Here is a 13475-nt window from a genome sequence, read left to right as displayed (position 1 = left end):
CGCGCCCGGCGGCAGCCGGACGGCGGCGCGGCTGGAGGTCGACCGAACTCCCTGCGCTGGCATTACCCAGATCAGGTTCGAGGGTCTGCGGGCGGTGCCCGCACTCTCAGCGCTGTGCGCTCCCCTGTCGGATGTGAAGTTGTCTCGGCAGACGCTAGCACCGACCTGCGGCAACGGCCCAGCAGGTCACACGGTTCCCGGCATTCGACGCCCGGGTGGGCTGGGTAGGGTGACGATCGTGCGGGTGACGGCGCGGGGCCTGACGTTCGACGTACGGGCCGGTGGCCCCGAGGGCGGCGACGTCGTCCTGCTGCTGCACGGCTTCCCGCAGCACGGTGGGGAGTGGGACGCGGTGACGCCCGCCCTGCACGCCGCCGGGCTGCGCACGTACGCCCCCGACCAGCGGGGTTACTCGCCCGGGGCCCGCCCGGCCGAGGTGGCCGACTACCGGCTGCCGGAGTTGGTCGCCGACGCGGTGGCGGTGCTGGACGCGGTGGGCGTCGACACCGCGCACGTGGTGGGGCACGACTGGGGCGCGGTCGTCGCCTGGGCGCTGGCCGCACGGCATCCGCAGCGGGTGCGTACCCTCACCGCGGTCTCGGTGCCGCACCCGGCCGCCTTCGGGTACGCGCTGGCCACCGACCGCCGGCAGCGGGCGCGCTCGGCGTACATGGCGCTGTTCCGCCGGGCGGGCCTGGCGGAGCGGGTGCTGCTGGCCGGGCGGGGGGCGGTGCTGCGCCGGCTGCTGTCCGGCGTCGGCGACCCGGCCCGGGTGGCCGGGTACGCCGGGCCGCTGCGGTCGCCCGGCGCGTTGACCGGGGCTCTGAACTGGTACCGGGCGATGTCGGGGCGGGATATGAAGGCGGTCGGTCCGGTGAGCGTGCCGACCAGTTACGTGTGGAGTGACCGGGACGTGGCGATCGGGCGGGCCGCCGCGCAGGCGTGCGCCCGGCACGTGTCGGGGGACTACCGGTTCGTGGTGCTCGACGGGGTGACCCACTGGATTCCCGACGAGGCGCCGGGCCCGCTGGCCGAGGTGATCCTGGCCCGGGTGCGCGGGTCGGTCTGAGGGATGCCGGCGGAGCACCCCGATCGGGGATCGTGAATCGGTTTCGGACGATCGTGGATCGGGCACAGGCGTTGCTGCCGACGGGGGGTGCCCCCCGTCGGTCGTACCGTCTGAACCGGAGGTAGCGCGTGTCGAAGGAATCCGACAAGCAGCGGTGGCAGCGCAATTTCGCCGATCTGCTCCAGGAGCTGCGGGTCGCCCAGACCGGCGTGCAGATCCTTTTCGCCTTCCTGCTGACCCTGCCGTTCAGTAATGGGTTCACCCGGACCAGCGAGTTCCAGCGGGACGTCTACATCCTCGCCCTGCTGTCCGCCGCCGCGGCCACCGCGATGATCATCTCGCCGGTCGCCTTCCACCGGGCGCTGTTCCGCCAGGGCCGCAAGCCGGAACTGGTCCGCTTCGCGCACCGGATGGCCTCCGGTGGCCTGGCCTTCATGCTGGTCGCGATGGTGAGCGCGGTCCTGCTGATCGCCGACTTCGTGCTCGACACCGGCATCGCCGTGGTGCTCACCGTGATCACCGGCCTGTGGTTCCTGACCTTCTGGGTGATCCTGCCGTTCGCCAGGCGCAACTGGGGCGACGACGACATCGACGACGACGATGACGATCCGGTGGTGTTGAACGGCGACTGATTCCGCCGTCGGGTGGTGGGATGCGGTGGGCCGGGGCCCGCCCGGGGTCGACGGCGGCCGGGGTGGCCCCGGCCCGTCCGCCCCGGCCGGCGGGTCAGCGGGCGATCGCCCAGGCCAGCACGGCGGCCAGGATGAGCCCGTTGAGCAGCGCCAGCACCAGGTACGCCTGCGGCGGGATCTTGCGTCCGCGCCGGACGAAGCTGACCAGCACGGCGGCGTACACCAGCAGCAGCACGGCGATGACGATCAGGAAGTAGAGCACCGCACCACCCTAGACGAGCCGGTCGTGGTGCCCGACGACCGAGCGACCGGCCACGGCTGGGTGTGGCGTCACCCCGGCGTGCCGGTCCGACCGGGCGGAGGTGGGAGAGCGACATAATATCGAGTAACATCGATTGTTGCCTCCTCCCGTCCCGGGGTGCGGCCATCGTCGCGGGGCTCGGGCGGCCGTCCAGTGGGGGCGGGCGACGCCGGCCCGGCACCGGCGACGAGGAGCGGACCATGAGAGCAGCACGGCGACGTCTCGCCGGACTGGGCGCGATCACGTTGGCGGTCCTCGCGGGCGGCGTGGCGGTCGCGTCCGGGAACGCCACCGCGGCGGCCACCGGCTGCCGGGTCGACTACAGGGTCACCAGCGAGTGGCAGGGCGGCTTCGGCGCGGACGTGACCATCACCAACCTCGGCGACCCGGTCACCGGCTGGACGCTCACCTGGGCGTTCGCCAGCGGACAGCGGGTCAGTCAGGCGTGGAACGCCACAGTCACCCAGGACGGGACGGCGGTCAGCGCCAAGGACGTCGGCTACAACGGCACCGTCGGGACCGGGGCCGGCGTCAGCTTCGGGTTCAACGGCGCGTGGACCACCGCCAACCCGGTGCCCACCACGTTCGCGCTCAACGGGGTCTCCTGCACCGGCGCAACCCCGACCGCCACGCCCTGCCCGCCACCGTCCACCCCGCCCACCCCGACCCCCACCCCCACGCCGACGCCCTCGACACAGCCACCGGTCACCGTGTGGCTGGCCGGGGACTCCACGGTCGCCAACCCGTCGTCCAGCGGGGCCTGCCCGGTGGGCTGGGGCAACCAGTTCGGCCAGTACCTCAACGGCAACGCCACCGTGGTCAACAGCGCGGTCGGCGGACGCAGCATCCAGACCTGGCTGTACGACCCGAACGTCACCACCACGATGAACGCGGCAGGCGAGTGCGTGATCAACCCGCAGACCTACTCGACCCGCTGGCAGGCGATGCTGAACGCCACCGGCGGGATGAAGGCCGGCGACTACCTGCTCATCCAGTTCGGCATCAACGACGGCAGCACCACCTGCAACCGGCACGTCGGCTCGGCCCGCTACAGGGAACTGCTCGGGGTGATGGCCCGCGCGGCCCAGCAGCGCGGCGCGTACCCGATCTTCCTCACCCCGGCCGCCGCGATCACCTGCTCGGGCAGCACCGCCGTGGGCAACCGGGGCTTCCTCACCGAGACCTTCGACGCGGGCCGGGCCAACAACGTCCCCGTCATCGACCTGCACAAGCTGAGCTACACGCTCTACAACACGCTCAGGCTCTGCCCGAACAACGGTGACTACAACTCGGGCGCGGTGGGCGCGTTCTTCTGCGCCGACCACACCCACTTCGAGACGGCCGGTGCCCGGCAGATCGCCGGCGTGGTCGCCACCGCCCTGCGTAACCAGCAGCTCGGCCTCGCGGCCTACCTCCGCTGACGGCGTACGGTCGGGCGGCCCGGACCGGGGCCGCCCGACCGGGGTCAGGACAGCGCGCAGGCGGTGCCGTTGAGGGTGAATCCGGCGGGCCGGTTGTTCGCGCCGGTGGCGTCGGCCAGGAAACCGAAGCTCACCGTCGCGCCGACCGCGACCGTGCCGTTCCAGCCGACGTCGGTCGCGCGGACGGTGCCGCCGCTCTGCGTGTAGCCCGCGTTCCAGGCCTGGCTGATCCGCTGGCCGTCGGCGAAGCTCCACTGGAGCGTCCAGCCGTCGACCGGGGCGGTGCCGGTGTTGCGGATCGTCACCTCACCCTGGAACCCGCCCTGCCACTGTCCGGTGACCGCGTACCCGACCGCACATCCGGTCCCGCCGGCCGGCGGCGCGGTGGTGGTGGGCGGTGCCGTGGTGGGCGCTGCGGTGGTCGGGGTGGGTGTCGGCGTGGTGGGCAGCTTCGCGGCGACGACCGGGGCGAGCCGGGCCGCGATCGCCCGGTGCCCGGCGTCGTTCGGGTGCACCGAGTCGCTCAGCCCGTCGGCCGGCAGCCAGCCGGTGGTGTCCACGTAGAACACGTTGCGGTCGCCGTCGCCGGTGACCGTGCTGACGGCGGCGGCGGTCTCCGCGGCGTACCGGCCGCTGAAGGTGCGCAGCGCGAAGATCGCCGCGCGCGGGTACTTGCCCCGCACGGTACGGATGAACGTGGCGTACTGGTTCTGGAAGTCCGCGCCGCTCACCCCGTGGCCGCGGTCGTTGGTGCCCAGGTTGATCACCACGGCGTCGGCCTGGTAGCGGCTGAAGTCCCAGGCCTGACTGTTCGCCGCGTACCCGGTGCGGAGGAACTGGCTGGCGACGCTGACGCAGCCGTCGGCGGTGGCGACCAGGCAGCCCCCGCCGTAACCGAGCTGGGTGTGTTCGGTGCCGAGCTGCTCGCCGGTCAGCCACCCGTACGCGGTCAGCGCCGTCCGCGACGAGGTGGTGCCGAGGGTGATGGAGTCGCCGACGAACTCGATCAGCCGGGGCCGGACTGCCGCCGGCAGGGTCCGCGCGCCCGTGTCGAGGGTCAGCCCCTGGAACACCGCGTCCCCGGTGTACGAGCCGCCGACCACCCGGTACGACACCACAAGCGTGTGGTTGCCGGCGGGCAGCGGGGTCGGGGTCAGGTTGACCGTGCCGCTGACGTTGGTCAGGTAGCGGAAGTCGGCCCCGTCGATGCTGTAGTAGAGGTCGATGGTGCGGCGCTGCCGCAGCTTGACCGTGGTGCCGGTGAACCCGGTCCGCAGGTAGGCACCCGCCCAGTTCGGCACGTACGCGCTGCTGTTGCTGCGGTCCCAGCGGCCGACGAAGGCGATGTTCGCGTCGGTGGGGGAGCCGTCCCCGGTGGCGGCGCGGGCCGGGGGCAGACCGGTGAGCGTGGCGGCCAGCACCGCCACCACACCGGCCGCCCCGGCAACGACGATCGACCGCATCTGGGACACGGGCATGGGACGGCCCCCTCTCCGGGCTGTGCGTCTCGACGGCCACCAGGCGCAAGACATTCACCATCATCTAAGCCTGTGAGGTGGGTCGGCACAACCGGCGCGGTGGCTAGCGGCCGGCGCGCAGGCCGAGTCGGCGCAGCTCCAGGGCGGCGAGCGCGTCGACGGTGGCGTCGTCGCCCCGCCGCCACGCCTGCGCCACGTCGGGGTCGATCCGGGTCAGCCGGCGCAGCGGCTGGCTGGTCAGCGCGCGCAGCGCCAGCAGGTCCCGACCGGCCGGCCCGGCGGCGAGGGCCTTCGCCGACGCGGCCCGGCGCATCCAGCGCAGCCGCAGCGGCAGCCAGCCGAACAGCACCAGCCCGAGCGGGAAGACCAGCACCGCGATGCTCAACGCCAACGCGAGCTGACCGACCAGGTCCTGCTGGTCGCGGCCGGCCTCGGCCACCGCGCGGGCAGCGTCGGCGGCCTTGGTGAACGGGCCGGTCAGCTCGTCGCCGACCAGCGGCACCCGGCCCACCTTGCCGCCGGCCTCGGCCAGGTTGTCGGCGAGGCCACCGCCGGCCCCCTCCAGCTTCCGCCCCGGTACGGCGAGCTTCTCCACCAGGTCGTACAGCCACATCGCGAAGCGGACCGCCGCGTAGACCCAGGCGACGACGAGCAGGTCGGTGAGGAACTGACGGAGGGCGACCGGAAAACGGTCAGCGTAGATCTTCACGGCCGACAGCGTGCCACGACGCGGGCTGCACGGCACCCCCCGTGCGCCCGACGGCCGGCTCCCCGACGGGCGACGGCCCCTCCCCGGCGTGGCTGACCGCGTCGGCGACGATGTGCGCGACGTGCTCGTCGACCAGGGCGTAGGCGATCTCCCGGCCGCGCCGGGACCCCCGCACCACCCCCGCGCCGCGCAGCACCCGCAGGTGCTGGGAGACCAGCGGCTGCGGTGCGCCGAGTTGCTCGACCAGCTCGTGCACGCACCGCTCACCCTGGGCCAGCTCGCTGACGATCGCCAGCCGGATCGGCGCGGACAGCGCCCGGAGCAGCTCGCCCGCGCCCTCGAAGGCGTCGTAGCCGTGGGTGCCGGTCACCCCGTAACGGTAACCAATACCGGTGACGGTACGCCGGTCGGCGTCACCGGAGCACCACCTCGTGCGGCTCCGGCGCGCCGACCACGGCCGGGGTGGCCCGGCGGCGCAGCACCCGCCGGGCGGCGGCGGCCAGCGCCACCACGAGGAACGAGGCGATCGCCAGCAGCACCACCGAGGCGCCGGGGGCGGTGTCGGCGGTGGCCGCCACCCACACCCCCGCCCCGGCGGCGAACAGGCCGAGCGCCATGGCCGCCGTCATGGTGCTGCGGAAGCCCCTGGTGACCTGCTGCGCGGTGGCCACCGGCACCACCATCAGCGCGCTGATCAGCAGGACGCCGACGGCCCGCATGGCGATGGTGACGGTGACCGCGGTGGCGACCGCCAGCAGCATGTTCAACGCCCGGACGGGCAGCCCGGCGACCCGGGCGTACTCCTCGTCGTGGCAGACCGCGAACAGCGCCGGGCGCAGCGCCAGCATGAGCACGGCGATGCTCGCGCCGAGCACCGCGATGGTGGTCAGGTCGGCGGGGGAGGTGGTGGTGAGCGACCCGAACAGGTAGGCGTTGAGGTTGGCGCTGCTGGCGTCGGAGAGCCCGACCAGCATCACCCCACCGGCGATGCCGCCATAGAACAGCAGCGCCAGCGCCAGGTCGCCGGAGGTGCGGCCCCGGGCCCGGACCAGTTCGATGGTGACCGCGCCGAGGATCGCCGCGACCACCGCCACCAGCACCGGGGACCGGTTGAGCAGCAGGCCCGCCCCGACGCCGGTGAGCGCGACGTGGCCGATGCCGTCACCGATCAGGGCCAGCCGCCGCTGCACCAGGTAGATGCCGAGGGCGGGGGCGGCCAGCCCGATCACCAGGGCGCCGACCAGGGCCCGCTGCATGAAGTCGTACTGGAAGAGGTCCATTGCTCAGCTGCTCCACAGCCCGGCGGGCTCCTCGGGACCGTGCGGGTGCACGTGGTCGTGGTCGGGCTCGGCGTGGTGGCCGGCCGGTTCCGGCACCGGGCCGTCGTGGCAGACGCCGCCCTGGTGCACCACCACCGCCCGGCTGATCAGCGGGCGCAGCGGCCCCAGCTCGTGGGCGACCAGCAGCACGGTGCCCCCGGTGCCGAGGAAGTCGTGCAGCGCCCCGGCGAACGCCTCCTGGCTGGCCGCGTCGACCCCGGCGGTCGGCTCGTCGAGCACCAGCAGCTCCGGCCCGCCGGCCAGGGCGCGGGCGATCAGGGTGCGCTGCTGCTGGCCGCCGGAGAGGGTGGCCACCGGGTCCCGGGCCCGGTCGGCGAGCCCTACCGCGCGCAGCGCCGCGTCCACCGCGGCCCGGTCGGCCCGGCCCGGCGGGCGCAGCACGCCCCGGCGGGCCAGCCGTCCCGAGGCCACCACCTCACGGACGGTGGCCGGCACGCCACTGCCGGCCCCGAGGCGCTGCGGGACGTACCCGATCCGGTGCCACTGCCGGAACCGGCGCTGCGGGACGCCGAACAGCTCGACGGTGCCGGCGCCCAGCGGGACCAGCCCGAGCACCGCCCGGATCAGGGTGGACTTGCCCGAGCCGTTGGCGCCGAGCACGGCCACCACCTCACCGGCGGTGACGGTCAGCGAGACGTCCCGCAGCACCGGCCGGCCGTCGTAGCCGGCGGTGGCGTGCGTGACCTGGATGACGGGAGCGGTCACGAACACCCCAGGGCGGTACGGAGTGTGGTCAGGTTGGTGCGCATCACCGAAAGGTAGTCCCCACCCCCGTCAGCGGAGAGCCCTTCGATCGGGTCGAGCACCGCGGTCTTCGCGCCGACCTCGGCGGCGATGGTCTCGGCGACCTTCGGGCTGACCAGCGTCTCGAAGAAGATCGTGGTGGCGTCGTGCTCGCGGGCCTCGCGGGCGACCTCGGCCAGCCGCTGCGGGGCGGGCTCGGTGTCCGGGGTGAGCCCGGTGAGGCCGATCTGCTCCAGCCGGTAACGCTCGGCGAGGTAGCCGAAGGCGGCGTGGCTGACCACGATCTCCCGGCGCTGGCAGGTCTTCAGGCCGGCGGTGTACTCGGCGTCGAGTTTTTGCAGCTCGCCGCTCAGCGTCCGGGCCCGGGCCGTGTAGTCGGCGGCCCGGTCGGGGTCGACGGTGCCGAGCCGTTCGGCGAGCTTGTCGGCGACGGTCGCCAGCCGGGTCGGGTCGAGCCACAGGTGCGGGTCCTTGCCGCCGTTCTCCTCCTCGGCGTGACCGTCCTCACCCTCGTGGTCGTGGTCGTGTCCGCCGGCTGTCGCGTCGCGCAGGGGTGCGACGGTCGTCACGTCGAAGGCCCGGTCGGCGGCGTTCTGCGCGACGGCCTCGTCCACCGCCGGTTGGAAGCCCTTGAGGTAGAAGACCAGCTCGGCCTCGCTGACCTGGCCGACCTGGCGCGGGTTGAGTTCCAGGTCGTGCGGCTCGGCACCCGGCTTGGCCAGGTTGGTGACGGTGACCGCGTCCCCGCCGACCCGCTCGGCGACGAACTGGAGGGGGTAGAAGGCGGCGACCACGTCCACCCGGTCCGGGTCGGCCCCGGTGCCCTCGGTCGAGCAGGCGGTGAGGCCGGTCAGGGCGAGCAGGGCGGTGGCGGCGGTCAGGGTGCGGAACCGGGTGCGGGTGGTCATGTCGGCAACTGTCCGTGAAAACGAGAATGATTGTCAAAAACGCATGAGTGCATGTCAGAAGAGCTTGACCAGGGCCACCGTGACCAGCAGCGTCAGCATCACCAACCGGATCAGCCGGGTCTGCGGCGCCTGCACCGGCCAGGTGACCGTCAGCAGGTAGGCCAGCCCGGCGGCCAGCGCCAGCAGCAGCAGCCCACCGACCGGGGCGGGCGCGAAGAGCGCCACCAGCACCAGCGCCAGGGTGGCGAGGAACACCGACGTCGGGTTCGCCCGGGCCAACCGGGCCAGCAGGGGGCGCTGCGTAGGCTGCATCCCACAGACTCTACGAGGAGGAACCCGGTGCTGGTCACCAACCGGTTCGTGGTCGCCGTCGAGGCGGCGGACGACTTCACCGCCCGGGCGCACGCCGCGCTGGCCGCCCTCGCCGCCCGCCCCGGCTACCGGCGCGGTGAGCTGCTGCGGGCCCTCGACGACCCCCGGCACTGGTGCCTGCTCACCGAGTGGGAGTCGGTCGGGACGTACCGGCGCGCGCTGGGCGGGTTCGACGTCAAGATCACCGCCGTGCCGCTGCTCGCCGAGTCGGTCGACGAACCCTCGGCGTACGAGACGCTGGCCGGCGCGGCCCCCGACGGCGAGGTGGTCGTCGTCGACAGTGACCGGGCCGCGCGTCCGCACCGCTGAACCCGATCGGGCCGCGTGTCCGCAGCGTTGAGCCGTGGGCACTACCCTGCTCCTATGACCGCTCCCGGCCCGGCAGCCCCACCGCCGTACCCCGTGACACCCGGCCCGGACGCCGCACCGCCGCCCGCCGCCCCGGGTGGCCCGGGGACGCCCACCCCGCCGGGTGCCCCGGGCGTGCCCACCCCGCCGTCGGACCCGGGGGTGCCCCCGCCGCCCCGGGGGCCCGGGGTGGCCCCGCCGTTCGCCGCCCCGCCCACCGAGGGCAGCCGCAAGCGGCTCTGGCTGGGCCTCGGCGTCGGCGCGCTGGCCCTGCTGATCTGCTGCGGCGGCGGCGGTGCGGCGGCCGTCGGGCTGGTGGTCAGCAACGTGCAGGCCATCGAGGAGCAGGGGCAGGCGGTCACCGACGACTACTACCGCGCCCTGGTCGCCAAGGAGTACGGCAAGGCGTACGACGCGCTCTGCGAGGACGCGCGGCGGCGGGAGTCGCGGGGCGAGTTCGCCCGGCGGGTCGCCGAGGAACCGGCCGTCGCCAGCTACCGGGTGGGCGACGTCGACCCGCAGACCCTGACCGTGCCGGTCGACGTGACCTTCAGCGGCGGCGGGCGGGACACCCAGCAGGTCACCCTCGCCGCCGACCAACAGACCGGCGGCATGGAGGTGTGCGGGGTCAGCTGAGCCGTCCCCGGTATTCTGCTGGGCCCGGGGCGCTGCTGGTCGTACCGTTGTCCCGGGCCGTCCGGTCCCACCCGTCTTCATGGCCACGCCGACCGCCAGCCGGCGTAGGAGGAAACATGCCAGCCGACCGTATCGACGCCGTCGTCAGCCTCGCCAAGCGCCGAGGCTTCGTCTTTCCCTCCAGCGAGATCTACGGAGGCACCCGGTCGGCGTGGGACTACGGTCCGCTCGGCGTGGAGCTGAAGGAGAACGTCCGCCGGCAGTGGTGGAAGGCGATGGTCCAGCAGCGCGACGACGTCGTCGGCCTCGACTCGGCGGTCATCCTCGCCCGCAAGGTCTGGGAGGCCAGCGGCCACCTCGCCGAGTTCGTCGACCCGCTGACCGAGTGCCAGTCCTGCCACAAGCGGTTCCGCGCCGACCACCTGGAGGAGGCGTACGCCGAGAAACACGGCAAGCCGCTGACCTCGTTGCAGGAGCTGAACTGCCCCAACTGCGGCAACAAGGGCACCTTCACCGAGCCGAAGATGTTCAACGGCCTGATGAAGACCTACCTCGGCCCGGTGGAGAGCGACGAGGGCCTGCACTACCTGCGCCCGGAGACCGCCCAGGGCATCTTCGTCAACTACAACAACGTGGCGACCGCCGCCCGCAAGAAGCCGCCGTTCGGCATCGCGCAGACCGGCAAGTCGTTCCGCAACGAGATCACCCCGGGCAACTTCATCTTCCGCACCCGCGAGTTCGAGCAGATGGAGATGGAGTTCTTCGTCGAGCCCGGCTCCGACGAGCAGTGGCACGAGTACTGGCTCTCCGAGCGCTGGAACTGGTACCTCGACCTCGGCCTGTCCGAGGAGAACCTGCGCTTCTACGAGCACCCCAAGGAGAAGCTCTCCCACTACTCGAAGCGCACCGTCGACATCGAGTACCGGTTCCGCTTCGGCGGCACCGAGTTCGCCGAGCTGGAGGGGGTCGCCAACCGCACCGACTTCGACCTCTCCACGCACAGCAAGCACTCCGGCGTGGACCTGTCGTACTTCGACCAGACCCGCAACGAGCGCTGGGTGCCGTACGTCATCGAGCCGGCCGCCGGCCTGACCCGCGCGGTGCTGGCCTTCCTGCTGGAGGCGTACGACGAGGACGAGGCCCCGAACACCAAGGGTGGCGTCGACAAGCGCACCGTGATGCGCTTCGACCCCCGGCTGGCCCCGGTCAAGGTGGCGGTGCTGCCGCTGTCCCGCAACGAGGCGCTCTCGCCGAAGGCCAAGGGGCTCGCCGCCCAGCTCCGTAAGCGCTGGGTGGTCGAGTTCGACGACTCGCAGGCGATCGGCCGCCGCTACCGCCGGCAGGACGAGATCGGCACCCCGTTCTGCGTCACCGTCGACTTCGACACCCTCGACGACGACGCGGTGACCGTGCGGAACCGGGACACCATGGCCCAGGAGCGGGTCGCCCTGGACCAGGTCGAGCGCTACCTGATCGAGCGCCTGCCCGGCTGCTGACCACGACCGCCGTCGTACCGGCCCCGCCACACTGACCGGGTCGGGGCCGGCGTGGCCCGGTCATCGGTCGACATCTTCGACCGTCCGGTTGTTGAGCCCGCCCGGATCCCGTGCGAGCATTCCTCGCGTTGAATCTCTACACGGGGGTGTACATGACGCGTGCGTCGCAACCGGACCACGTGGCAGGCCAGGGTCAGGGCCACGACCCGGACCGGCGGCGGCTGCTGCGCCGGGCCGCCACGGTCGCCGCCACCACGGCCGGCGCGGGCGTCGCCGCCACCGTCGGCCTGCCCGGTGCCGCCCAGGCCGCCCCGGGCGACCAGCTCATCATGGGTACGACGAACGAAGCCGGCACGGCCACCACCACGCTGCACAGCTACAACGACCGAGCCACCCTGATCCTGGAGAACCCGGTCGGTGCCCCGCTACGGCTGATGCCCGGCACCGACCTCTACCCGCAGGTGCTGGACTCCGAGGTGGGCACGCTGGCAGTCGACCATGAGGGTGACCTGTTCGTCCGGGCCGGCGCGGACAGCGGCGCGAACGGTACCAACGGCTGGGCCTGGACCAGCGAGTGGGCCACCACCTCGGTCGCCGTCGCTCCCACCCGGGTGCTCGACACCCGTGACGTCGACCTTCGGCGGCACATCGTCTCCGGTGCCGGAACCCTCGACTCGAAGGGGCGGGTCGTGCCAGGCAAGCCCATCGTCGTCAGTCTGGACTCCTACGTCCGCGACGGCTACGCGATGAAGGGCAACGTCACCGTGGTCGGGATGACGGGCTCCGGCGTGCTCACCGTCTGGGGCACCGGGCCCAAGCCGGCGGTGTCGACCGTGAACTGGTCGACCGCCGGTACCATCCTGTCCAACTTCCTCTTCACGGAGCTGGGGGCGACCGGGGCGTACCGCAGCGTCATCACGATCCAGTCGACCACCTCGCCGACCCACGTGATCGTCGATCTGACCAGCCTGTTGGTCGGTCACCCGAGTCAGGTCCGACCCGGCGGTGGGGCGTAGAGACCGTCGCACGCCGCAATCGCCATCGTCACACCAGGTACGGGGGAATGAGATGACCACGTCCGAGTCAGACCGGTCCACGGCCCGGCGCACCCTGTTGCGGCGGGCCGCGGTAACCGGCAGCGCGGCGGTCGCCGGCACCGCAGTCACCGCGGCGAACGCCGCGCCGGCCGCGGCGGCCAACGGGGAACCACTCACCATCGGCCTGCCCAATCAGGGCTCTGCCGCCACGACGCTGCGAACCGCGGCACCCGACGGTGCCTGCGCGCTGACCCTGCAGAACCGCACCGGTGCCCCACTACAGGTGCAGCGCAAGAGCAACTATCAGGATGTGGCCGGTGGGGTGATCTCCACGGTCAAGGGCCTGGGCGTGCTGGCCACCGACGCCAACGGCAACGTCCGGACATACGAGGCGCACACCACGGCGAACTCGACCATGCTGGTGCCGATCCCGCCCACCCGCATCCTGGACACCCGTTCCTCGGCCGGCCGGGCCCGGCTACTGGAGGGGGCGCAGCGGATCGACTCGCAGGGCCGGGCCGCCGCAGAGACCCTGCTGGTCGTGCACCTGCGCGACATCGTGGAGTATGGCGACGGACTGTTCGGCAACGTCACCGTGGCCAAGACTGCGAAGGGCGGCTTCGCGACGGTCTTCGGCCGGGGCGACCTGCCCAACGCCTCCACGATCAACTGGTGGAGTGCCGGACAGTTGCTCTCCAACGGTGTGCTCACCCAACTGGGCGGCTACGAGACCGTCAACGGCGAGTACTACGAGGACGTCGTCGCGATCTACGTGCAGAAGAGCGCCGCCGCGGTGATCCTCGACGTGACCGGACTACTGGTCTGGCATCCGGATGCCGCCGTCATCAACGACCCGGAGGGGGACCGGACGGGACGCGCCGCCGGTTCGGGCACCGCCGACGTGCGGGCCCGTGAGATCAGGACGGCCGCCGAGCGGGCCGACCGGAAGGTGCGGACCGGTGTGTGACCGCGCAGCTGAGGGGA

Annotated in this window: 15 protein-coding genes, 1 pseudogene and 1 riboswitch; of the genes and pseudogenes, 8 read left to right on the top strand and 8 right to left on the bottom strand. The window is 72.7% G+C overall.

The features are described 5' to 3' along the window. Positions 1–30 precede the first annotated feature (30 nt). A riboswitch (TPP riboswitch) is annotated at positions 31–136 on the bottom strand. A 102-nt stretch (positions 137–238) separates the two neighbouring features. Together Q2K16_RS12905 and Q2K16_RS12900 are read left to right on the top strand one after the other, a co-directional pair. Then, entirely contained in the window at positions 239–1069 is an 831-nt protein-coding gene (locus Q2K16_RS12905; protein ID WP_302745641.1) for an alpha/beta fold hydrolase, read from the top strand. Positions 1070–1197: 128 nt separating this feature from the next. Then, positions 1198–1701: a DUF6328 family protein gene (locus Q2K16_RS12900; RefSeq protein WP_302745640.1), complete on the top strand. Its 504-nt coding sequence runs from the start codon at positions 1198–1200 to the stop codon at positions 1699–1701. A 94-nt stretch (positions 1702–1795) separates the two neighbouring features. Here the strand turns inward: Q2K16_RS12900 and Q2K16_RS12895 are convergent, their stop codons facing one another. Beyond that, entirely contained in the window at positions 1796–1963 is a 168-nt protein-coding gene (locus Q2K16_RS12895; protein ID WP_168222550.1) for a hypothetical protein, read from the bottom strand. Positions 1964–2202: 239 nt separating this feature from the next. On the opposite strand from Q2K16_RS12895, the gene Q2K16_RS12890 reads away from it, so the two are divergent. Then, the gene (locus Q2K16_RS12890) at positions 2203–3423 is read left to right on the top strand and encodes a cellulose binding domain-containing protein (protein ID WP_302745638.1); all 1221 of its coding nucleotides are present in this window, start codon (positions 2203–2205) and stop codon (positions 3421–3423) included. Positions 3424–3467: 44 nt separating this feature from the next. Here the strand turns inward: Q2K16_RS12890 and Q2K16_RS12885 are convergent, their stop codons facing one another. The 7 genes and pseudogenes from Q2K16_RS12885 to Q2K16_RS12855 all read right to left on the bottom strand — a co-directional run bounded on the left by Q2K16_RS12885 (position 3468) and on the right by Q2K16_RS12855 (position 8914). Beyond that, positions 3468–4901 (bottom strand): cellulose binding domain-containing protein, encoded by a 1434-nt coding sequence (locus Q2K16_RS12885; protein ID WP_302745636.1) that lies wholly within the window; start codon positions 4899–4901, stop codon positions 3468–3470. Positions 4902–5004: 103 nt separating this feature from the next. Further along, on the bottom strand, positions 5005–5610 hold the full coding sequence (locus Q2K16_RS12880; protein WP_302745635.1) for a hypothetical protein: 606 nt from the start codon (positions 5608–5610) through the stop codon (positions 5005–5007). 79 nt (positions 5611–5689) lie between these two features. Beyond that, positions 5690–5980, bottom strand: a pseudogene (locus tag Q2K16_RS12875) (ArsR/SmtB family transcription factor); the annotation flags it as partial. 43 nt (positions 5981–6023) lie between these two features. Beyond that, entirely contained in the window at positions 6024–6890 is an 867-nt protein-coding gene (locus Q2K16_RS12870) for a metal ABC transporter permease (protein ID WP_088644407.1), read from the bottom strand. Positions 6891–6893: 3 nt separating this feature from the next. Further along, positions 6894–7655, bottom strand: coding sequence for a metal ABC transporter ATP-binding protein (locus Q2K16_RS12865; protein WP_302745633.1), 762 nt, complete (start codon positions 7653–7655; stop codon positions 6894–6896). After that, entirely contained in the window at positions 7652–8602 is a 951-nt protein-coding gene (locus Q2K16_RS12860) for a metal ABC transporter substrate-binding protein (protein WP_302745632.1), read from the bottom strand. Before Q2K16_RS12860 ends, Q2K16_RS12865 begins: the two co-directional genes overlap by 4 nt. Before the next feature lie 54 nt (positions 8603–8656). Beyond that, on the bottom strand, positions 8657–8914 hold the full coding sequence (locus Q2K16_RS12855) for a DUF6703 family protein (RefSeq protein WP_302745631.1): 258 nt from the start codon (positions 8912–8914) through the stop codon (positions 8657–8659). Between the two features lie 27 nt (positions 8915–8941). Between Q2K16_RS12855 and Q2K16_RS12850 the strand changes: the two genes are divergently transcribed. The 5 genes from Q2K16_RS12850 to Q2K16_RS12830 all read left to right on the top strand — a co-directional run bounded on the left by Q2K16_RS12850 (position 8942) and on the right by Q2K16_RS12830 (position 13458). Further along, positions 8942–9283, top strand: coding sequence for an antibiotic biosynthesis monooxygenase family protein (locus tag Q2K16_RS12850; protein ID WP_145921258.1), 342 nt, complete (start codon positions 8942–8944; stop codon positions 9281–9283). A 201-nt stretch (positions 9284–9484) separates the two neighbouring features. Next, positions 9485–9958: an Rv0361 family membrane protein gene (locus tag Q2K16_RS12845; protein WP_302746459.1), complete on the top strand. Its 474-nt coding sequence runs from the start codon at positions 9485–9487 to the stop codon at positions 9956–9958. A gap of 116 nt (positions 9959–10074) precedes the next feature. Next, the gene (locus Q2K16_RS12840; protein ID WP_302745630.1) at positions 10075–11454 is read left to right on the top strand and encodes a glycine--tRNA ligase; all 1380 of its coding nucleotides are present in this window, start codon (positions 10075–10077) and stop codon (positions 11452–11454) included. A 152-nt stretch (positions 11455–11606) separates the two neighbouring features. Next, positions 11607–12470, top strand: coding sequence for a hypothetical protein (locus Q2K16_RS12835; RefSeq protein ID WP_302745628.1), 864 nt, complete (start codon positions 11607–11609; stop codon positions 12468–12470). A 52-nt stretch (positions 12471–12522) separates the two neighbouring features. Then, on the top strand, positions 12523–13458 hold the full coding sequence (locus tag Q2K16_RS12830; RefSeq protein ID WP_302745627.1) for a hypothetical protein: 936 nt from the start codon (positions 12523–12525) through the stop codon (positions 13456–13458). Positions 13459–13475: the final 17 nt, after the last annotated feature.

Source organism: Micromonospora cynarisoli, assembly GCF_030518815.1.
Lineage (GTDB): Bacteria > Actinomycetota > Actinomycetes > Mycobacteriales > Micromonosporaceae > Micromonospora > Micromonospora wenchangensis.
The sequence above is the reverse complement of the archived record's forward strand: the minus strand, read 5'-3'. Positions and strand labels throughout refer to the sequence as shown.

Bases quoted from the DNA above. Each gene is read 5' to 3' on its own strand.
- Q2K16_RS12885 (WP_302745636.1), bottom strand. From the start codon at position 4,901: ATGCCCGTGTCCCAGATGCGGTCGATCGTCGTTGCCGGGGCGGCCGGT.
- Q2K16_RS12835 (WP_302745628.1), top strand. From the start codon at position 11,607: ATGACGCGTGCGTCGCAACCGGACCACGTGGCAGGCCAGGGTCAGGGC.
- Q2K16_RS12855 (WP_302745631.1), bottom strand. From the start codon at position 8,914: ATGCAGCCTACGCAGCGCCCCCTGCTGGCCCGGTTGGCCCGGGCGAAC.
- Q2K16_RS12830 (WP_302745627.1), top strand. From the start codon at position 12,523: ATGACCACGTCCGAGTCAGACCGGTCCACGGCCCGGCGCACCCTGTTG.
- Q2K16_RS12860 (WP_302745632.1), bottom strand. From the start codon at position 8,602: ATGACCACCCGCACCCGGTTCCGCACCCTGACCGCCGCCACCGCCCTG.
- Q2K16_RS12870 (WP_088644407.1), bottom strand. From the start codon at position 6,890: ATGGACCTCTTCCAGTACGACTTCATGCAGCGGGCCCTGGTCGGCGCC.
- Q2K16_RS12890 (WP_302745638.1), top strand. From the start codon at position 2,203: ATGAGAGCAGCACGGCGACGTCTCGCCGGACTGGGCGCGATCACGTTG.
- Q2K16_RS12840 (WP_302745630.1), top strand. From the start codon at position 10,075: ATGCCAGCCGACCGTATCGACGCCGTCGTCAGCCTCGCCAAGCGCCGA.